The sequence below is a fragment of the Roseovarius sp. genome, from assembly GCF_018066915.1.
Lineage (GTDB): Bacteria > Pseudomonadota > Alphaproteobacteria > Rhodobacterales > Rhodobacteraceae > Roseovarius.
Genome location: NZ_JAGPVV010000318.1, coordinates 1 through 20107, shown reverse-complemented (window position 1 = coordinate 20107; position 20107 = coordinate 1). Strand labels below are relative to the sequence as shown.

22 protein-coding genes are annotated in these 20107 nt (G+C 63.0%); 17 read left to right on the top strand and 5 right to left on the bottom strand.

What is annotated here, in order from left to right; translation table 11 throughout:
• From KBT70_RS18070 to KBT70_RS18020, 11 genes are all read left to right on the top strand, one after another.
• Window positions 1–527, top strand: a 527-nt coding sequence (locus KBT70_RS18070; protein WP_296637495.1) for a head-tail connector protein, incomplete at its 5' end; no start/stop codon positions are given.
• A complete protein-coding gene (locus tag KBT70_RS18065; protein WP_296637493.1) occupies window positions 527–865 on the top strand; it encodes a head-tail adaptor protein in 339 nt (112 codons plus the stop codon). The genes KBT70_RS18070 and KBT70_RS18065, both read left to right, overlap by 1 nt.
• The gene (locus KBT70_RS18060) at window positions 862–1275 is read left to right on the top strand and encodes a DUF3168 domain-containing protein (protein ID WP_296637491.1); all 414 of its coding nucleotides are present in this window, start codon (window positions 862–864) and stop codon (window positions 1273–1275) included. The genes KBT70_RS18065 and KBT70_RS18060 overlap by 4 nt, the downstream gene beginning before the upstream one ends.
• Window positions 1276–1299: 24 nt before the next feature.
• Window positions 1300–1713: a phage major tail protein, TP901-1 family gene (locus KBT70_RS18055; RefSeq protein WP_296637488.1), complete on the top strand. Its 414-nt coding sequence runs from the start codon at window positions 1300–1302 to the stop codon at window positions 1711–1713.
• Between the two features lie 4 nt (window positions 1714–1717).
• On the top strand, window positions 1718–2041 hold the full coding sequence (locus KBT70_RS18050) for a gene transfer agent family protein (RefSeq protein WP_296637485.1): 324 nt from the start codon (window positions 1718–1720) through the stop codon (window positions 2039–2041).
• The gene (locus KBT70_RS18045) at window positions 2038–2244 is read left to right on the top strand and encodes a rcc01693 family protein (RefSeq protein WP_296637482.1); all 207 of its coding nucleotides are present in this window, start codon (window positions 2038–2040) and stop codon (window positions 2242–2244) included. Before KBT70_RS18050 ends, KBT70_RS18045 begins: the two co-directional genes overlap by 4 nt.
• On the top strand, window positions 2237–2896 hold the full coding sequence (locus KBT70_RS18040; protein WP_296637480.1) for a phage tail tape measure protein: 660 nt from the start codon (window positions 2237–2239) through the stop codon (window positions 2894–2896). Before KBT70_RS18045 ends, KBT70_RS18040 begins: the two co-directional genes overlap by 8 nt.
• A 13-nt stretch (window positions 2897–2909) precedes the next feature.
• Window positions 2910–3542, top strand: coding sequence for a DUF2460 domain-containing protein (locus KBT70_RS18035; RefSeq protein WP_296637478.1), 633 nt, complete (start codon window positions 2910–2912; stop codon window positions 3540–3542).
• Window positions 3539–4414 (top strand): DUF2163 domain-containing protein, encoded by an 876-nt coding sequence (locus tag KBT70_RS18030; protein ID WP_296637475.1) that lies wholly within the window; start codon window positions 3539–3541, stop codon window positions 4412–4414. The genes KBT70_RS18035 and KBT70_RS18030 overlap by 4 nt, the downstream gene beginning before the upstream one ends.
• Window positions 4411–4854 carry an NlpC/P60 family protein gene (locus KBT70_RS18025; RefSeq protein ID WP_296637472.1) on the top strand — a complete coding sequence of 148 codons (444 nt, stop codon included), beginning with the start codon at window positions 4411–4413 and terminating at the stop codon, window positions 4852–4854. Before KBT70_RS18030 ends, KBT70_RS18025 begins: the two co-directional genes overlap by 4 nt.
• Before the next feature lie 3 nt (window positions 4855–4857).
• Entirely contained in the window at window positions 4858–8865 is a 4008-nt protein-coding gene (locus tag KBT70_RS18020; RefSeq protein WP_296637469.1) for a glycoside hydrolase/phage tail family protein, read from the top strand.
• A 71-nt stretch (window positions 8866–8936) separates the two neighbouring features.
• On the opposite strand, the gene KBT70_RS18015 is transcribed toward KBT70_RS18020, so the two are convergent.
• The 3 genes from KBT70_RS18015 to KBT70_RS18005 all read right to left on the bottom strand — a co-directional run bounded on the left by KBT70_RS18015 (window position 8937) and on the right by KBT70_RS18005 (window position 12323).
• On the bottom strand, window positions 8937–9107 hold the full coding sequence (locus tag KBT70_RS18015) for an adenylosuccinate lyase (protein WP_296637466.1): 171 nt from the start codon (window positions 9105–9107) through the stop codon (window positions 8937–8939).
• A gap of 31 nt (window positions 9108–9138) precedes the next feature.
• Window positions 9139–10446 (bottom strand): adenylosuccinate lyase, encoded by a 1308-nt coding sequence (gene purB, locus KBT70_RS18010; protein WP_296637463.1) that lies wholly within the window; start codon window positions 10444–10446, stop codon window positions 9139–9141.
• A gap of 77 nt (window positions 10447–10523) precedes the next feature.
• Complete coding sequence (locus tag KBT70_RS18005; protein WP_296637461.1) at window positions 10524–12323, bottom strand: type I secretion protein; 1800 nt, start codon at window positions 12321–12323, stop codon at window positions 10524–10526.
• A 487-nt stretch (window positions 12324–12810) separates the two neighbouring features.
• Here KBT70_RS18005 and KBT70_RS18000 point away from each other — a divergent pair, with 487 nt between their 5' ends.
• The gene (locus KBT70_RS18000; RefSeq protein WP_296637459.1) at window positions 12811–14418 is read left to right on the top strand and encodes a peptide chain release factor 3; all 1608 of its coding nucleotides are present in this window, start codon (window positions 12811–12813) and stop codon (window positions 14416–14418) included.
• 14 nt (window positions 14419–14432) lie between these two features.
• Here KBT70_RS18000 and ribA read toward each other — a convergent pair whose 3' ends face one another.
• Window positions 14433–15521: a GTP cyclohydrolase II gene (gene ribA, locus KBT70_RS17995; RefSeq protein WP_296637456.1), complete on the bottom strand. Its 1089-nt coding sequence runs from the start codon at window positions 15519–15521 to the stop codon at window positions 14433–14435.
• Window positions 15522–15678: 157 nt separating this feature from the next.
• Between ribA and KBT70_RS17990 the strand changes: the two genes are divergently transcribed.
• From KBT70_RS17990 to KBT70_RS17970, 5 genes are all read left to right on the top strand, one after another.
• Entirely contained in the window at window positions 15679–16365 is a 687-nt protein-coding gene (locus tag KBT70_RS17990; protein ID WP_296637454.1) for a response regulator transcription factor, read from the top strand.
• Between the two features lie 227 nt (window positions 16366–16592).
• The gene (locus KBT70_RS17985) at window positions 16593–17381 is read left to right on the top strand and encodes an exodeoxyribonuclease III (protein WP_296637451.1); all 789 of its coding nucleotides are present in this window, start codon (window positions 16593–16595) and stop codon (window positions 17379–17381) included.
• A gap of 52 nt (window positions 17382–17433) precedes the next feature.
• Window positions 17434–18351 (top strand): tetratricopeptide repeat protein, encoded by a 918-nt coding sequence (locus KBT70_RS17980; protein ID WP_296637448.1) that lies wholly within the window; start codon window positions 17434–17436, stop codon window positions 18349–18351.
• A gap of 26 nt (window positions 18352–18377) precedes the next feature.
• A complete protein-coding gene (locus KBT70_RS17975) occupies window positions 18378–19025 on the top strand; it encodes an LON peptidase substrate-binding domain-containing protein (RefSeq protein ID WP_296637445.1) in 648 nt (215 codons plus the stop codon).
• Window positions 19022–19216 carry a Trm112 family protein gene (locus tag KBT70_RS17970; protein WP_296637442.1) on the top strand — a complete coding sequence of 65 codons (195 nt, stop codon included), beginning with the start codon at window positions 19022–19024 and terminating at the stop codon, window positions 19214–19216. Before KBT70_RS17975 ends, KBT70_RS17970 begins: the two co-directional genes overlap by 4 nt.
• Here KBT70_RS17970 and KBT70_RS17965 read toward each other — a convergent pair.
• Window positions 19213–20107 (bottom strand): YceI family protein (locus KBT70_RS17965; RefSeq protein ID WP_296637439.1); only part of this gene is annotated, 895 nt, incomplete at its 5' end. The two genes, KBT70_RS17970 and KBT70_RS17965, sit on opposite strands and share 4 nt — an antisense overlap.

Below are 20107 nucleotides of genomic sequence, written 5' to 3'. Positions count from 1 at the left end.
TGGGCACGGGGTTTGCCGATGACGATATCCAGGACCCGGTTCTGGAAAGTTTTCTGCGCGCGGCGCTTGCGGCGATCGAGGGACGCACTGGCAAGGTGCTGCTGGAACGTGAGTTTTCCTGGGCGCTGCATCAGTGGCGGGACGCGACAGGGCAGGCCTTGCCGGTGGCGCCGGTAAGCGCTGTGCTGAGCCTTGGTCTGCGCAACCGGGCGGATGAGGTTGAGGTGATCGACCCCGGCCTATACCGGCTGGAGCAGGATGCGCATCGGCCCTTGGTGCGGCCTGTGGGCACATTCCTGCCAGCTATCGGGCATGGCGCTGTGGCAGAAATCCGGTTTCGCGCGGGCTTTGGTGCGGGTTGGTCTGATGTGCCAGCCGATCTGGCGCAAGCGGTGCTGATGCTGGCGGCGCATTATTACGAATACCGACATGACACGAGCCTGAGCAGCGGGTGCATGCCCTTTGGGGTGGCCAGCCTGATTGAGCGCTATCGCACGGTGCGGCTGTTGGGCGGGGGGGCGCGGTGATGGCGCGCCCGAGGCTGAACCGGCCCTTGGTGCTGGAGGGCGCGGTGCGTCTGCCGGATGGGGCGGGCGGTTTCACGGAAGTCTGGGAGGCGCGGGGCACACTCTGGGCCGAGGTCAGCGCGCGTTCGGGCCGAGAGGCCGAGGCCGAGGGTCTGGCTGTGGCACGGGCGGGCTACCGGATCACGGTGCGCGCAGCCCCCCAAGGGGCGGCGTCGCGGCCCGAAGCGGGACAGCGGCTACGCGATGGCGCCCGGATTTTCGCGATCCTGTCGGTGACGGAGGCCGATGGCGTGGGCCGATACCTGAGCCTCTGGGCGCAAGAGGAGGTGGTGCCATGAGCTATGCGATGGCAGCGGGATTGCAGGCGGCGGTCTATCAGCGGCTGGTGCAGGATGCGGCGCTGAGCGCACTGGTGGGCGGCGCGATCCATGATGCGGTGCCGCCTGGTCGGGTGCCGCCGCTCTATGTGACGCTTGGCCCTGAGGAGGCACGCGAACGCGGCGATGGCACGGCGGGCGGGGCCTGGCATCGGTTCACCGTCACGGTGGTGAGCGAAAGCGCCGGATTTCAACAGGCCAAGGCGGTGGCGGGCGCTGTCAGCGATGCCCTTGTGGGGGCGGAATTGTCGCTGCCGCGCGGACGGGTGAGCAGCCTGAATTTCCTGCGTGCCCGCGCGCGGCGCGAAACAGGCGGACAGGCGCGGCGGATCGACCTGACCTTTCAGGCGCGCGTCGATGAGGACGCGTAACCTTTAATCTCTGGAGTGACGACAATGGCGGTACAGAATGGCAAGGACCTGCTGGTCAAGATCGACCTGAACGGCAGCGGCAATTTTCAGACGGTGGCGGGGCTGCGCGCCACGCGGGTGAGTTTCAACGCCGAGAGCGTGGATGTGACCAGCCTCGAATCCGCAGGGGGCTGGCGCGAATTGCTGGCGGGCGCGGGCGTGAAATCCGCAAGCATCAGCGGCTCGGGCATTTTTCGTGATGCCGATAGTGATGCGCGGGCGCGGCAAATCTTCTTTGACGGGGAGATGCCGGATTTTCAGGTGGTGATCCCCGATTTCGGCACCATCGAGGGGCCATTCCAAGTGACGGCGATCGAATATGGCGGCACCCATGATGGCGAGGCGACCTATGAGTTGGCGCTGGCCTCTGCGGGGCAGTTGACCTTTACGGTGCTCTGATCTGATGGCCAACCCCTGGGCAGGCGAGGTGGCGTTGGTGATCGGCGGAGAGCGGCAGGTGATGCGGCTAACGCTGGGGGCCTTGGCCGAGTTGGAAGCGGGGTTGGAGAGCGGTTCGCTCGTCGATCTGGTGGCACGGTTCGAGGGCGGGGCGTTTTCCACCCGCGATGTGCTGGCGTTGATCGTGGCGGGGCTGCGTGGCGGTGGCTGGCGCGGATCGGCGGCGGATTTGCTGAGCGCCGACATCGAGGGCGGGCCGCTCGCGGCGGCGCGGGCGGCGGCGGAGCTCTTGGCGCGGGCCTTTGCCCTGCCGGAGGTGGGCGGATGAGCGGGCGGTTTGATTGGCCGGCCTTGATGCGTGCCGGGCTTCAGGGGCTTGGCCTGCAACCAACGGAGTTCTGGGCGCTGACGCCAGTCGAATTGCGCCTGATGCTGGGCGAACGGCAGGGCGTGCAGCCCATGGCGCGCGCGGGGCTGGAGGCGCTCTTGCGCGCCTTTCCCGACAGACAAGGAGAGATGAGCGATGGATGAGTTTGAGCGGGTTGACGAGCTTGAGGCGCAGATTGCCTCCCTTGATGATGCGATGGGGCAGGCCACGGGGATGGCGGCGGCCTTTGGCGCGGAACTGGCGCGGGTAAAGGGCGGCTTTGCCAGTGCGGGGCAGGACGTGCAGTCGCTGGAGCGGGGCCTGAGCCGGGGATTGCGCGGGGCCATACGCGGCGCTGTGGTCGATGGCGATGGTCTGTCGGACAGTTTGCGAAGATTGGCCACGATCATGGTCAACACCGCCTTCAACGATGCCACACGCCCGGTGACGGATCAGATTGGCGGACTGATTTCGCAGGGGATCGGCAGCCTTGTGGGTGGGCTTTTCCCCTTTGCCAAGGGGGCGTCGTTTTCCCAAGGCCGCGTGCAGCCCTTTGCCAATGGCGGCGTGGTGAGCGGGCCTGTGAGCTTTCCGATGCGCGGCGGCACCGGGTTGATGGGTGAGGCGGGACCAGAGGCGATCATGCCGCTCAGCCGTGGCCCCGATGGGCGTCTTGGCGTGCGCGCGCAGGGCGGTGGGGGCGTGAGTGTGGTGATGAATATCCAGACGCCTGACGCCGAAGGGTTTCGCCGCTCTCAGGGGCAGATCGCGGCGCAGCTTGGCCGCGTGATCGGACGCGGTGGGCGCAATCGCTGAAAAGGAGCGGGACATGGGATTTCACGAGGTCAGATTTCCGGCGAGCCTGAGTTTCGGCTCGCTTGGCGGGCCGGAGCGGCTGACGGATATCGTCACGCTGGCCAACGGGTTTGAGGAGCGCAACACGCCCTGGGCGCAGGCGCGCAGGCGGTATGACGCGGGCGTGGCGCTTCGGTCGCTGGATGATATCGAGGCGCTGATCGCGTTTTTCGAGGCGCGGCGCGGGCAGCTCTATGGGTTTCGCTGGAAGGACTGGACCGATTACAAATCGGGCCGGGCGAGGGCCGTGCCGGATTACCGGGATCAGGAGATTGGGGTGGGGGATGATGCAACCGTCGCCTTTCAATTGCTGAAATCCTATCGCTCTGGTGATGAGGTCGCGGTGCGCCCCATCGTCAAGCCAGTCAAGGGCACGGTGCGCATGGGCCTCGACAATGTCGAGATGCAGGAGGGTGTGCATTACGAGGTTGACACCTTCACGGGTGTGGTCACGTTCTCTGAGCCGCCCCATCGCGGCGTGCCGGTCACGGCGGGGTATGAATTCGATGTGCCGGTGCGGTTTGATACGGACCGTATTCAAACCAGTCTTGCGAGCTTTCAGGCGGGCGAGGTGCCCAATGTGCCGGTGGTGGAGATCCGGGTATGAGCGGTCTTCTGGAGCATCTCAAGTCAGGTGTCACCACGACCTGCCGGTGTTGGGCACTTACGCGCCGCGACGGGGTGGTGATGGGGTTCACCGATCACGACCGGCTGTTGGCGTTTGAGGGCGTGGCGTTTCGCCCCGATACCGGGCTGAGTGCCTTGGCCTTGCAGCAGACAACGGGGTTGTCGGTCGACAATACCGAGGCCTTGGGCGCGCTGAGCGATGCGGCCATCCGCGAGGCGGATATCGAGGCCGGGCGATATGACGGCGCGGAGTTGCGCGCGTGGCTCGTCAATTGGCAGGATGTGACAGCGCGCAGCCTGATCTTTCGCGGCACGATGGGCGAGTTGCGGCGCGCAGGTGGGGCGTTCGAGGCCGAGTTGCGCGGGCTGACCGATGCGCTCAATGTGCCGTTGGGGCGGGTCTATCAAAAGGCGTGCAGCGCCATTCTGGGGGATCGGACCTGCACCTTTGATCTGGATACGCCGGGGTATGTTTCGGAGCGCCCCGCCGAGGAGGTTGAGGAGAACTGCGTGTTTCGCTTTGCCGAGATGGGCGGGTTTGAAGACGATTGGTTTCGGCATGGCGTAATCCGGGTGTTGAGTGGGGCGGCCACCGGGCTGATCGGGCTGATCAAGCGCGACCGCAGCGATGGCGCGGGGCGGGTGATTGATCTCTGGCATCCGCTCGGGGCGGCGGTCGCGCCGGGGGATGCGCTGCGGATCGAAGCGGGCTGCGACAAACGCAGGACGACCTGTCAGTTCAAGTTTGACAACCTTCTGAATTACCAAGGGTTCCCGGATATTCCCGGCGATGACTGGACGATCACGGACCCGACCAAGAGCCCGCGTCTGGATGGCGGGAGCCGCAGATGAGCGAGCAGGGAGCGCGGATTGTCGCGGCGGCCCGAGGCTGGATCGGCACGCCCTATCGGCATCAGGCTGCGTGCCGGGGTGCGGGCTGTGATTGCCTGGGTTTGGTGCGGGGGCTGTGGCGCGAGGTGTGCGGTGCTGAGCCGGAACGCCCGCCCGCCTATTCGATGGATTGGTCCGAACCCGCGCGGCAAGAGGCGCTGTGGCAGGCAGCGGCGCGGCATTTGCTGGCCAAGGATTTGGCCCAAGAGGCGGTCGGTGATGTGATCCTCTTTCGCATGCGCGAGGGGTCTGTTGCCAAACATCTGGGCGTGGTCGCTGAACTAGGCGCGCGCGCCCGTTTCATTCACGCCTATTCGGGGCATGGCGTGGTCGAAACCGCGCTGAGCACCCCCTGGCGACGGCGCATCGTGGCGCGATTTGCATTTCCCGAGGAGGGCTGAGCCATGGCAACCATTCTGTTATCCGCCGCAGGGGCCGCGATTGGCGGTGCGGTGGGGGGCACGGCGCTTGGCCTGTCGTCGGTGGCGATTGGGCGCTTTGCCGGGGCCGTGATCGGCCGTTCGATTGACCAACGGCTGTTGGGGCAGGGATCGGAAGTGGTCGAGACGGGGCGCGTCAGCCGGTTGCGCCTGACCGGCGCGGGGGAGGGCGATGCCATCCCGCAGGTTTACGGGCGCATGCGCGTGGGCGGTCAGGTGATCTGGGCGACCGAGTTTCGCGAGAATGTGACCGTGACCCAAGGCAGCCGGGGCGGCGGCAAGGGCACGCCGCGCCCCGCGACACCAGACACGCGGGCGATCAGCTATTCGCTGAGTCTGGCGCTTGCGCTCTGCGAGGGCGAGATTACCCGTGTGGCGCGGGTCTGGGCGGATGGGACCGAGGTGGCCCCCGCGAGCCTCAACATGCAGGTCTACAAGGGCACGCGCGATCAATTGCCCGATCCCCGGATCGAGGCGGTGGAAGGAGCAGGCAACGTGCCCGCCTATCGCGGCACCGCCTATGTGGTGATCGAGGATCTCGACATCAGCCAGTTCGGCAACCGCGTGCCGCAGTTCAGTTTCGAGGTGTGCCGCCCGTCGCAAGCGGGCAGTCCTGGGGCGGATCTTGATCCTGTGCGGGCGGTGCGGGGCGTGGCGCTACTGCCCGGCACGGGCGAATATGCGCTGGCCACGACGCCGGTCACGATGAATTTTGGCCTTGGGTCGAGCGGGATTGCCAATATCAACAGCCCCTCCGCACGCGCGGACATGGCTACGGCGATTGAGGGACTTGTCGAGGAATTGCCGGCCTGTGGGGCGGTGTCGCTGATTGTGAGCTGGTTCGGTGACGATCTGCGCTGCGGGGTTTGCCAGATCAGGCCACGAGTGGAGCAAAAGCAGTTTGAGGCGTCGAACATGCCATGGCGGGTCTCGAGCCTGAGCCGTGCAGAGGCAGGCGAGGTGCCGAAGGATGCGCAAGGCCGCGAGGTCTATGGCGGCACGCCGACCGATCAGGCCGTGATCGAGGCCATTCTGGCGCTTCAACAGGCGGGGCAAGAGGTGCTCTACTATCCATTCATCCTGATGGAGCAGATGCCGGGCAATGGCCTGCCCGATCCGTGGAGCGAGGCCGAGGATCAGGCGGTGCTGCCGTGGCGAGGGCGCATCACGACTTCCAAGGCACCGGGGCAGGCAGGCAGTCCGGATCGGACGACAGAGGCTGAGGCCGAGGTTGCGGCGTTCTTTGGCACCGCGCGGGCGGCGGATTTTATCGTGACACCGATTGCGGCGCAGGTGGTGGAAAACCCTGGCACCGGCGCGCTGGATCTTTTGAGTTTTGGTGGTGCGGTCAAGCTGAGCCCGGTGGCCTATCATGGCCCCGATGAGTGGTCCTATCGTCGCTTTATCCTGCATCAGGCGGCGCTCTGCGCGGCTGTTGGCGGGGTCGAAAGTTTCTGTATCGGGTCGGAAATGCGCGGCCTCACGCAGATCCGGGGGGCGAACAACAGCTTTCCGGCGGTGGCGCAGTTGATCGCCTTGGCGGCTGAGGTACGCGCGTTGTTGGGGCCAGAGGTCAAGATCAGCTATGCGGCGGATTGGTCGGAATATTTCGGCTATCAGCCGGGGGATGGGGATCGGTTCTTTCATCTCGATCCTCTGTGGGCGGATGGCAATATCGACTTTGTTGGCATCGACAATTACATGCCGCTCAGTGATTGGCGCGAGGGGGACGATCATCGCGATGCGCGCGATTGGCGGTCGATCTACGATCTGGGCTATTTGCAAGCCAATATCGAAGGAGGCGAGGGGTATGACTGGTTCTACCCCACTCCCGAGGCGCGCGCGGCGCAGCGGCGGGTGCCGATCACCGATGACGCTTACGGCGAGCCGTGGATCTGGCGGTTCAAGGATCTGCGAAGCTGGTGGGAGAACCGGCATTTCGAGCGGGTTGGGGGCCTGCGTGCGCCGGAGCCAACGGCATGGGTGCCGCAATCGAAGCCGATCCGCTTTACCGAATATGGCTGTGCGGCGGTGGACAAGGGCACCAATGAGCCGAACAAATTCCTTGACCCCAAATCGTCGGAATCGAGCCTGCCGCGTCACTCCACAGGGCAGCGGGATGACTTGATCCAAGTGCAATATCTGCGTGCCATGGCGGGCTATTGGAGTGACCCGGCGCATAACCCGCTGTCAGAGGAATTTGGAGGGCGGATGCTCGACATGGATCACGCCTATGTCTGGGCCTGGGATGCGCGGCCCTTTCCCTATTTTCCTAGCAATCTCGACCTTTGGTCGGATGGCGCGAACTATGCGCGCGGGCATTGGATCAATGGCCGGGTGAGCGGGCGGCGATTGGCGGATGTGATTTCCGAAGTGGCAGCGCGCGCGGGTCTGCGTGATCTCGACACCAGCCGTGCCGAGGGGTTCCTGCGCGGATATCTGGTGGATCAGGTCAGCGAGGCGCGCGCGACGTTGCAGCCCTTGATGTTGGCCTATGGTCTTGATGCCATCGAGCGCGGTGGTGTGCTGCAGTTTCGCGGGCGTAATGGGCGGGTGGATCATGCCGTTGATCTCGACCTTGTTGTGCGCGATCCGGAACTGGGCGGCGTTATCGCGGAATTGCGCGGCAGCGATCTGGAACTGGCGGGCCGGGTGCGGCTGCGGTTTCTCGAGGCGGATGCCGATTACGAGGCGATTTCGGAGGAGGCGATCTTGCCCGATGAGGCGACGCATGCGGTGGCGGCGTCAGAGATGCCGCTGGCGCTCACGCGGGCCGAGGGGCGGCAGGTGGTGGAACGGTGGCTCTCGGAGGCGCGGGTGTCGATTGATACGCTGCGCCTGACGTTGCCGCCGTCGCAATTGGCTGTCGGGGCAGGTGATGTGCTTGCGCTGCCCAAGGGCGAGGGCGGCGTGCGGTTTCGGATCGACCGTGTCGAGCAGATGGGCAATGCGCAGCGCGTCGATGCGGTGCGGATCGACCCCGAAAGCTATCGGCCTATCCTGATCGAGGATACCCCGGCGCGGCTGCGCCCCTTTGTGGCACCGGGGCCGGTGACGCCGCTTTTCCTCGATTTGCCTCTGCTGACCGGCGAGGAGGTGCCGCATGCGCCGCATATCGCGGTGCTGGCCAATCCCTGGCCGGGCACAGCGGCGGTCTATTCTTCGTCGGAGGATGTCAATTACCGGCTCAACACCTTGATTGCAGCGCGCAGCACGGTGGGGGTGACGCAAACGCCGCTCTTGCCGGCCCCTATGGGGCGGATCGACCGGGGGGATGGGCTATTCGTGCGGATGCGGTTCGGGACGTTGGAAAGCGTGGGCGATGCGGCGCTGTTGAACGGTGGCAATCTCTGCGCCATTGGCGATGGCACGCCGGGAGGCTGGGAATTGTTCCAGTTCCGCGATGCAGAGTTGGTGGCACCGGAGACGTATGTTCTGCGCCATCGGCTGCGTGGGCAGGCGGGAACGGAACGGGCAGGCGGTGGCGTCTGGCCTGCGGGGTCACTCTTGGTGCGGCTCAACGGCGTGCCGCAGCAGATCGAATTGACCGAGGCGCAGCGTGGGCAGGCGCTGCATTACCGGATCGGGCCGGGGGGACGGCCAGTGGATGACCCGAGTTTCGCCCATGCTGTGCTTGCCTTTGACGGGGTGGGTCTGCGTCCCTATGCGCCGGTGCATCTGCGGCTGGTTGATGCCGATGGCGATCTGGTGGTCACATGGATCAGGCGGACGCGGATCGGCGGCGATCGTTGGGATACGCCCGAGGTGCCGCTGGGCGAGGAAGCGGAGCGCTATGTCTTGCGGGTCATGCGGGGGACGCAGGTCTTGCGCGAGGTGACTCTGGAGCGCCCGGACTGGATTTATCCGGCTGCGGCGCGGGGTGCGGATGGGCCGGATTTGGGCAAACGCATCGAGGTGGCGCAAATCTCGGCCAGCTTTGGGCCGGGCACATTCGCGGTCCGGGATCTGTGAGGAGAGCGGAGTTTTTGAGTATTTAAAGAACGCTGAAGCAGGGGCGGGGAGTGATCCCGCCCCGTTTTTCATCAGCTTGAGGTTTGCGGCACGCAGCTATTGGTTGCTGCGTCCCATGCGGTGCCAGCGACGCAGGAAATCGCCTGTTTCTGTTTGCCGTAGTTGCAGCCCCCCGTGGCCAAGGCCAGGCTGGGTGTGACGACGAGCGCGAGGGCGGCCAATCCGAATTTCAATTTCATCATATGTCTCCCTGTTGGACAGGGGTTCAAGCTATCATGATTCCCCGAAAACACGGGCAAAAATCGTGTCTACATGCTTGGTATGATAGCCCAAGTCGAATTTTTCAGCAATTTCTGCCGGGCTGAGCGCGGCTGTGACCTCTGCATCATTCAGCAACTCGGTTTTGAAGTCGCAACCGGTTTCCCAGACCTTGAGCGCGTTGCGCTGCACGAGGCGGTAAGCGTCCTCGCGGCTGACGCCCGCCTGAGTGAGGGCCAAGAGGACGCGCTGCGACATCACAAGGCCGGGAAACTTGTTCATATTGGCCATCATGTTGTCAGGGTAGACCAAGAGCTTGTCGATGACATTGGTCAGGCGAGCGAGGGCGAAATCGAGCGTGATGGTGGCATCCGGGCCGATCATGCGCTCGACCGAGCTATGCGAGATGTCGCGCTCGTGCCAGAGGGCCACGTTTTCCATCGCGGGCACCACCGCCATGCGCACGAGGCGGGCAAGGCCCGTCAGGTTCTCTGTCAGCACCGGATTTTTCTTGTGCGGCATGGCGGAAGAGCCCTTTTGCCCCATCGAGAAGAACTCGGCGGCTTCCAGCACTTCGGTGCGCTGCATGTGGCGTATCTCGATGGCGACATTCTCGATGCTGCTGGCCACGACACCAAGAGCGGCAAAGAACGCGGCGTGGCGGTCCCGCGGGATCACTTGGGTGCTGATTGGCTCGGGTGTCAGGCCTAGTTGGGCGCAAACATGCGCCTCGACGCGCGGATCGACATTGGCAAAGGTGCCGACGGCACCGGAAATCGCCCCTGTCGCGATCTCTTCGCGGGCGGTGCGCAGGCGGCGCAGATTGCGCTGCATCTCGGCGTAGAAGCGGGCAAAGGTCAGACCCATGGTGGTCGGTTCTGCGTGGATGCCGTGGCTGCGTCCGATGCGCAGCGTGTCCTTGTGCTCGTAAGCGCGACGCTTGAGTGCGGCCAAGAGCGCCTCCATATCCGCGATCAGGATATCGGCGGCGCGGGTCAACTGGATGTTGAAACAGGTATCCAGAACATCCGAAGATGTCATGCCCTGATGCACAAAGCGCGCCTCGTCTGGGCCCACATGCTCGGCCAGATGGGTGAGAAAGGCGATGACGTCATGCTTGGTCTCGGCCTCGATCTCGTCGATGCGGGCGACGTTGAACTCCACATCCTTGGCTTTCCAGACCGCTTGGGCATTCGCGCGCGGGATCACGCCCAGATCGGCCATGGCGTCGCAGGCATGCGCCTCGATTTCGAACCAGATGCGGAATTTGGTGGCGGGTTCCCAGATGGCGACCATGGCGGGGCGTGAATAGCGAGGTATCATGCGGCGATCCTTGATGAAACTTAGGGGATTTGCCGCGCTTGTAGTCGCAAGAGGGGGGCGCGGCAAGCCGCGCCGGATCAGGCCGCCAAGAGCAGGATGGGCAGAAACGCCAGTGCCAATGCACCAAAGCCGAAATCACCGCCGCCGCCGCTGTCGCCGTCGTCATCATTGGGCGCTGCGGCCGGGTTGGGGGCCTCTTGCGGTTCTTCGGGGCGGTCGATTGTCGGGATCACGTTGTCGCCGCTGTCGGATACCGGAATGTTGGGCCGCAGGAAAGATTCGAAGTTCACGACATTGTCCGGGGTGGGCACCTCTGCCGTGTCCACGTCGATCCCGTCAGTATCGTCGCTCGTGTCTTCGACCATTCGCGCCAGTTCGGCGGTAAAGATCGGGTTGGACATCTCGATCATGAGAATCTCGTAAGGGGCCAATTCAGCGATCAGGATACCATCCTGAATAAGGTCCTCTGGGTTCTCGGTCGTCACGACCGGCTCGGCGGTGGACTCGCTCGGGTTTTCACCCTCGGCCACGCCGAGGCGTGTGATCGTGACATCGCCCGTGTCCCGCAGAATGTTCATGAAATCCACGACTTCCTCTGTTGCGACATCGCTGGTGGAGGCAATGAACGTGACCAGACGGTCGGGAGCATAGAAGACATGCACATCGGCGGTCTCGCCGGAGAGTTCGGTTTCGCGCCCTTCGCTGCCAGCAAGACCGAGCGGGCGGGTGCCGGGCAGGGTCTCGTTCAGCATGCGGAACATTTCACCGGGAACGCGGATATCGGCATCACCTTCGCCATCGGCAAGGCCGGTGCGGCTGTTCATCTGGAGCGGCCAGACATGCGCCGCATCGACGCCACCCCAGGAAAACGCCTCGAGCACGTTCAGGATTTCATGCGCCTGCTTGAGGCCGAATTCGTCCTCGGGGTTCTCGGAGACCGAGCGTTTGAGGTTCCATTCCGTGGCGTAGATGTCGAGGGCGGGCAGTTCCTTGAGCCAGGTATCAGCGATCTGCGAGAGTTCGAAATAGCGGCTGTTGGGTGTGTCTTCCCCTTTGGAATAGACATGCGCAACAACGCCATCAATGGCACTCTGTTCTGCGGTGGTGTCGAATTCGTTGAGAATAATGGCATTCGCCACTTTGACCCAAGCGACATTGCCAGAGGAGTAAATATACTCGTCTGCCGACAGGTTCAGGCCATAGGAGTCGTTCAACTCGGCAAGTTGCTCTTCACCGTTGCCTGAAAAGAACTGCGACAAGGCGAACTCGCCGTAATTCGTGCCCATCTGCACGAGGATGTCGGTTTCCGACAGGTGTTCCGCATCGGGGTGATGGCGGATCTCGTCCTTGACGATGAGGGCCATTTCCGAGGCGAGGCGGCCATATTCAAAGGTGTTCATGCCGCCGCTGCCCCAGTATTCATTGCCAAGCTCGATGGCCTGAATATCGGGCGCGCCGTACTGCCCGTCGAACACATCGCGCAAGAACCCGCGCAGGGCCGCTTCGTCGATATCGGGCAGACGATTGCCATTCTCGTCCACTTCGTCGCTTAGGAAATGCCGGGTAGGCAGGACGATCGTGACCGCGATCCCCTCGTCTTCGGCAAAGCCGAGCGCATCGCTGATTGGCAGAAATGAGGTTGCCTCGCCCGTATCTGAATTCACGGCGATGTCGCTGTCCGGGTTGCGGATGTCGAAATAATACTCGGTGAGGCTGCCGCCGGGATAGCGAATATGTTCAACGCCGAGCGTGCGCGCGACGTTGTCATAGGTGCCTTCGTCACCGACACGATCCCGCAGAGCAAGCGCGTTGCCACCGAAATGCGCCTGTGAAAAGGCCGTATCGGAGAGATAACCCGCTGAAATGGTGAATGACATTCTAACCCCCGGCATCCAATCATGCTGCCAGAGCGCGCCGTTCACCTTTGTGTATGGTCCGGACCAAGGCGGCGCAAAACTCTCGCAGTCTTTGGAATTTCTAAAGAAAACAGGGATTTATGATACTATGCCGCCGGATAGGCGATGCTTCCGGATAGGGTGTTAAGCATATTTTGGTGTTTGGTCCGATTGTTGCATTTTCTTGTCCCTGCGCGCGGCGAGGCCGATGGGATGCGCAGAACCGCTGCCCAGATTATGCAGGAAAATCAGATCAATGATCGCAGGTGGCCGGTGACAGGGCTCTTTGGCGACTGCGAGCGATCAACAGATGTCCGATGAGACATTTTTGCACGCCGCTTCAGGGAAGGGGGAGGGAATCACCTTGGTTAATGCCCTTGTTTTCTCATTTTCGGTGCCGCGCGACTCAGGTGTCAGCCCCCAACAGCCCGTATTGCACCGCCTCCGCCGCCCCACTATATCCGGCCCCATGTTGGACACCCTTTCAAACCGCCCCGATCTGCCGGCAGAGATTGCCCGCCGCCGCACCTTTGCGATCATCTCGCATCCGGATGCGGGCAAGACGACCCTGACCGAAAAGTTCCTTCTGTATGGGGGCGCCATCCAGATGGCCGGTCAGGTGCGCGCCAAGGGCGAGGCGCGGCGCACGCGCTCGGACTTCATGCAGATGGAAAAGGACCGCGGCATTTCGGTCTCGGCCTCGGCCATGTCCTTTGACTTTGGCCGCTTCCGATTTAACCTCGTGGACACGCCCGGCCACTCGGATTTCTCCGAGGATACCTATCGCACGCTGACGGCCGTCGATGCCGCCGTGATGGTGATCGACGGGGCCAAGGGCGTTGAGAGCCAGACCCAGAAACTCTTTGAGGTCTGCCGCCTGCGCGATCTGCCGATCCTGACCTTTTGCAACAAGATGGACCGTGAGGCGCGCGATACCTTCGATATCATCGACGAAATCCAGCAGAACCTTGCGATTGACGTGACGCCAGCAAGCTGGCCCATCGGCATGGGCCGCGATTTCGTGGGCTGTTACGACATGCTGAATGACCGGCTCGAACTGATGGATCGCGCCGACCGCAACAAGGTGGCGGAATCGATCAAGATCGACGGGTTGAACGATCCGAAGCTGGCTCAGCATGTGCCCGCAGACCTCATCGCCAAGCTGCGCGAAGAGATCGAAATGGCGCGGGAACTCTTGCCCGCGCTTGATCCGCAATCGGTGCTCGAAGGGCATATGACGCCCATCTGGTTCGGGTCCGCGATCAATTCCTTTGGCGTCAAGGAATTGATGGATGGCATCGGCACCTATGGCCCGGAACCGCAAGTGCAAAAGGCCACGCCGCGCGCGATTGCGCCAGAAGAAACCGCCGTGACCGGGTTTGTCTTCAAGGTGCAGGCCAATATGGACCCCAAGCACCGCGACCGCGTGGCCTTTGTCCGCCTCGCCTCGGGGCATTTCAAACGCGGCATGAAGCTCACGCATGTGCGCTCGAAAAAGTCGATGACGGTCTCTGCGCCTGTGCTCTTTCTGGCGGCGGATCGTGAATTGGCCGAAGAGGCCTGGGCCGGGGATATTATCGGCATCCCCAACCACGGCCAGTTGCGCATTGGCGACACGCTGACCGAGGGCGAGGCCCTGCGCGTGACCGGCATCCCCTCCTTTGCGCCGGAACTCTTGCAACAGGCCCGCGCCGGCGATCCGATGAAGGCCAAGCATCTCGAAAAGGCGCTGATGCAATTCGCCGAAGAGGGGGCCGCCAAAGTTTTCAAACCTGCCTTTGGCTCGGGTTTTATCGTGGGTGTCGTCGGCGCGCTGCAATTCGAGGTGCTAGCCAGCCGCATCGAGTTGGAATATGGCCTGCCGGTGCGCTTTGAGGGCTCGCAATTCACCTCTGCCCGCTGGGTGTCGGGTGACAAGCTGGCCGTCGAGAAATTCACCGCCGCCAACAAGCAGCACATCGCCCATGACAATGACGGCGACATCGTCTATCTCACGCGCCTGCAATGGGACATCGACCGGGTGGCTCGCGATTACCCCGAGATCACGCTGACCGCGACCAAGGAGATGATGGTCTAAACGGCCCGCTCGACCTAGAGCAGATGCCCCGATTTCGCGGCCTTGGTCGCGAGATAGGCGTGGTTATGGGTGTTTTCGCCAAGTTTCAGCGGCACGCGCTCTACCACCTTGATGCCGTTCTGCTCCATCATCGCGATCTTGGCGGGGTTGTTGGTCAAGAGGCGCACGGCTGAAAAGCCCATCAACGACAGGATGCGTGCACCAATGCGGAAATCGCGCTCATCATCCTCGAAGCCCAGACGATGATTGGCCTCTACCGTGTCAAAGCCCTGATCCTGAAGCGAGTAGGCGCGCATCTTGTTGGCAAGGCCGATACCGCGCCCCTCCTGGTTGAGATAGAGCAACACGCCGGCCCCTTCGGCCCCCATCTGTGCGAGCGCGCCGCGCAGTTGCGGGCCGCAATCGCATTTCAGACTGCCCATCAGGTCGCCGGTGAAACAGGCGGAATGCAGCCGCGCCAGCACAGGCGCGTTGCGGTCGGGCTGACCAATCTCGATGGCGTAATGTTCCTCGCCGCCATCTTCGGGGCGAAAGATATGCAGCCGCCCCGCTTCGGACACGGCAAGCGGCAGGCGCGCGCTGACCACCGGGTGCAGCGGGCTGGTCATTTCGAGCCGGGGGGCCGCGGCGGTGTCGAGCAGGGTAAGTCCGTGGCGGCGGGCAAACTCCGCGCCTTCGCTGAGCGGCATCACCAATGCGGCAGGCAAGAGCCGCGCCGATTTCACAAGGCTGAGCGCCAGCCGGTGCAGATCGACCGCCCCCCCGCGCTCGGAGGTCAGAGGACCTTTCATCGGGGATTTCAGATCGTCCGCCGGGTCCGCCACCGCGAGAATCCAGCCCAATGAGACATCGGGCGGCAGCATCACCCGCGCCAGATCGCCATCATAGGCCCGCGCCTTGAGCGTGGCGGCGCGACGTGCGGTAATGGCCAGCACCGGGGCGCCGCCCAAGGCGCGCAAATCCGCAAGCCGCTGCGCCTCGAGCGTTTCGGCGGCCATGATCAGCGCGGCACCATCCGGCCCGCTCAGCACGACGGGCACACCCATACGCAGGTCGCTGCGTGCGCGCGCAGCAATTTCAGTGAGATCCGGGGCAAGGCTCATGCGGGGCTCCTGTCTGTCAGTCTGACAGTGATATAGTCTTTTGTAATGAATGGAAAGAAACGCTCGCGCTGCAACACTAGGGCGTGAGGGGAATGTTGCACATCTTGCCGCTGCGCCGCTTGTGCCGCATGCTCGGACAAAGGAAGAGGAAACCGATATGGCACAAGTCAAAAAGATCCTGCTCGTGGATGATGACGACGACCTGCGCGAAGCGCTTGGTGAACAGTTGGTGATGACCGAGGATTTCGATGTATTCGAGGCCTCGAGCGGTTCCACCGCGATGACCAAGGTCAAGGACATGATCTATGACCTCGTGATCCTTGATGTGGGCCTGCCCGATACCGATGGGCGCGAACTGTGTCGCCGGATGCGCAAGCAGGGAATCAAGGCGCCGATTCTGATGCTCACGGGGCATGATGGCGATGCCGATACGATCCTCGGTCTCGACGCCGGGGCCAACGATTACATCACCAAGCCCTTCAAGTTCCCGGTGCTCTTGGCGCGCATTCGCGCACAATTGCGCCAGCATGAGCAGTCCGAGGATGCGGTGTTCCAGCTTGGGCCCTACACGTTCAAACCGGCGATGAAGATGCTGATCACCGAGGACGAGCGCAAGGTAAGGTTGACTGAGAAGGAAACAAATATCCTTAAATATCTGTATCGTGCGACCGAAGGTGTGGTGCCGCGCGACATTCTCTTGCACGAGGTCTGGGGTTATAACGCGGGGGTCACGACCCATACGCTCGAGACCCATATCTATCGTCTGCGGCAAAAGATCGAGCCTGATCCCGGCAATGCGCGCCTCTTGGTCACGGAATCGGGCGGATATCGGCTTGTGGTGTAAAAGGCACGGTACCTTGACCAAGATCAAAGTCGTATCTGCGGTTGAGCTTTAATCTGCTATTATCCGTTATGTGTGCGGTTACACACATGAACCTCCCTGTTGGACTGCCCCGGCCTCTGAGCCGGGGATTCTTTTTGTGCAGACGCCTTGGGGGCCGGCCAATCGCGGCTGGCATCCTGCGGCGCATCGCTCTACTGTCCGGGCGAAAACCGCACAGGAGATGCCCGATGCCCTTTACCCTCGCCACATGGAACATCAATTCGGTGCGTCTGCGCGAAGGTCTGGTGGCGCGCCTGATGCAGGAAGAGGGGCCGGATGTCCTCTGTCTTCAGGAATGCAAGAGCCCGGTGGACAAGATGCCGCTCGCGGCCTTTGCTGCGCTTGGCTATGGCAATGTCGTCGCACGTGGGCAAAAGGGCTATAATGGTGTCGCGATCCTCTCGAAGATACCGCTCGAGGATGCAGGCGACATGGATTTCGCCGATCTTGGGCACGCCCGACACGTGGCGGCACGTCTCGCGAATGGCGTCGTGATCCATAATTTCTATGTGCCCGCGGGGGGCGACGTGCCTGACCGGGCGGTGAATGACAAATTCGGCCAGAAACTCGACTATCTGACCGGCATGCGCGACTGGTTCCGCGACAGCCGCCCCGAAAAGGCGATTCTTGTGGGGGATCTCAACATCGCCCCGCGCGAGGATGACGTGTGGAATCACAAGCAGCTCCTCAAGATCGTGAGCCATACGCCGATCGAGGTGGACCACCTCAGCGATGTGATGGGGGCCGGGGGCTGGCAAGACGTGACGCGCGCCGACATTCCCGAGGGGCCGCTTTATAGCTGGTGGTCCTACCGTGCGGCCGATTGGGACACGGCGGACAAGGGGCGTCGCCTTGATCATGTCTGGGCCACCGGGGATATTGCTGCGGCAGGCCATTCAAGCCGGATTTTGCGTGGCGCTCGCGGGTGGGAGCAACCCTCGGATCACGCGCCGGTCTTTGCAACATTTGATCTTTGACTCCGCCCGTTGCGCCCTCATATAGGGGGCAAATCTCTCAAGGAGGCTGAACATGCTGGAACTGGGCAAAACCAAAGGCGCCCCTGCGGCGGGCGATCTGATCAAGGATGTGTCCGAGGCGACCTTTATGGCCGATGTCGTGGACGCCTCGCAAACCGTGCCGGTGATCGTCGATTTCTGGGCACCCTGGTGCGGCCCCTGCAAGACACTCGGTCCCGCGCTCGAGGCGGCGGTGACACGCGCCAAGGGGGCGGTCAGGATGGCCAAGGTCAATGTCGATCAGAACCAGATGATCGCGGGCCAGATGCGGGTGCAGTCGATTCCCACCGTCTATGCCTTTTGGCAGGGCCAGCCGATTGACGGCTTTCAAGGGGCGTTGCCCCCGTCCGAAATCGAGGCCTTTGTCGCGCGTGTCGTGGCGGCGGCCGGCGGCGAGGCGGACGGCGGATTGGACGAGGCACTCGATGCTGCCGACGAGATGCTGGAAACCGGCGCAGTGGCCGACGCCGCCCAGACCTATGCCGCGATCCTGCAAGAGGACCCGGTGAATGCGCGTGGCTACGCGGGCCTTGCGCGGGCGCATATGGCATTGGGCGAGCTTGATCAGGCCGAAGCGATCCTGAACGGTGCCCCGGCCGAAATCAGCCATGCCGTCGAAATAGACGCGGCGCATGCGCAACTGGCATTGGCGCGTCAGGCGCAGAATGCAGGCCCGGTCAACGAATTGCGCGCGGCTGTCGAGGCGGACCCGGCAAACCTGCAGGCGCGGTTCGATCTCGCGCAGGCGCTCTATGCCAACGGGCAGGCGCAAGAGGCGGTGGATGAGCTGCTCGAGCTTTTCCGCCGGGACCGCGAGTGGAATGACGGTGCGGCCAAGACCCAGCTTTTCACCATCTTCGAGGCCCTCAAACCCAATGATCCGATCCAACTTAGCGGGCGGCGCAGATTGAGCTCGATGATATTTGCCTGAACCCTTGCACGGGCTAGGTTAGCGGCATGACACACAAGCTCGATCTTCCAGAGATCATCCCCGTCTTTCCGCTGCCCGGTGCGCTCTTGCTGCCGCGCTCGCGTCTGCCGCTGCACTTGTTCGAGCCGCGCTATCTGGCGATGCTCGAAGATGCCTTGAAAACGCCCGGGCGGTTGATCGGCATGATCCAGCCCAACCGCGTTCCGGGGCGTGAAGGCGGCACCGGCTTGCACGCGATCGGCTGCGTCGGGCGCGTCACGCAATTCTCGGAAACCGAGGATGGGCGCTACATGATCACGCTCACGGGCCTGTCGCGCTTTCGTGTGCTGGATGAGGTCGAGGGGTTCACCCCCTATCGCCGCGCGCGTGTTTCCTGGGCGGGGTTCGAACGCGATCTGGGTCCGGTGGACAGTGACCCCGGTTTCGACCGGCGCGCGTTTCTCAAACTGCTCGCGCGCTATTTCGAAGCGCGCGATCTTCAGACCGATTGGGATTCCCTGAAAGAGGCCGAGGATGAATTGCTGATCAATTCACTTTCGATGCTTTTGGGTTTTGAGCCCGAGGATAAGCAGGCCTTGCTCGAAGCTCCCTCGCTCAGCACGCGGCGCGAGACTCTGGTGACGCTGATTGAGTATGTGCTGCGCGGCGGCGATAACGAGGATATCATGCAATGACGGACGATACCCCGCTTCACCTGGCCTTTGATCGCCGCATGCTCGAGGCGCTGATTTGCCCGCAGACCCATAGCACGCTCGAGTATGATGCAGCGGCGCAGGAATTGATCAGCCGCGCCGCCAGCTTGGCCTTTCCGATCCGCAACGGTATTCCCGTGATGCTGATCGACGAGGCGCGCAAGCTGGATTAAGGCGCTCGGTTGGCGGTCAGATCGAAACTGACATCGACCCCAAAGCCCAATGACTTTTCGTCCGTAACCCCGTTGCCGATGTTGAAATTGCGCCGGTCGAGCGCGAGCGTGCCCTTGGCCGTGGCGGTGTCCCCCACGATGCTGAGGTCAAAGGGCATCTCGACCGGAACGGATTGGTCGCGGATCGTCAGCGTACCGCGCGCCACTGGGCCAGAGTCGGTGGCCATCAGATCGGCGGTAAAGACAGCCGTTGGAAACTGCGCGGTGTTGAAGAAATCCGCCCCCATCGCCTGTTGCGTGACCGAACCAAGCGTGAGCGAGGCGATGCTGACCGTCACGGTGACGTCGCCATGCTTGCCGCTTTCATCGGGAGTTTCCGAATAGGCGATCTCGGCTGTCCACTCGTCAAAGCTGCCGGTCACGGCAGAGCCCAATTGCTGCACGGTCACTTGCAATTGGCCGCTTTCGACCTGCCAATCGCTCTCGACTGCTGCAAGCGTGGTCGGGCCATTCTCGGCGCTGCCGAACCAGCCAAGCGCCGCAGCGCCCCCCAGAGTTCCGAGCCAGACCGCCACAGCGGCCACCATGGGTAGGATTCGATTGGGTTGGCGCGCGGTGGGAATCGCGTCGATGCGTCCCGGCAGCATGCGGCGCAGCGTGGCATCGCCATCCAGCAGATGATGCTTGAGCGCGCCGCCCACATGCGCGGCAATCGTGCCGGCCAGCACCAGCACAAAAACAAAGTGCAGAGTCGAGGCCAAATCAGAGAGAGATTCCGATTTGGGCACCAACGGCAGGTTCTGTCCCAAGGGCCACCAGATCGGCGCGAAACCAGAGGTTGCGGCGTGATGCACCCAGCCCGAGAGGGGCACCAGCACCAACGAGCCATAA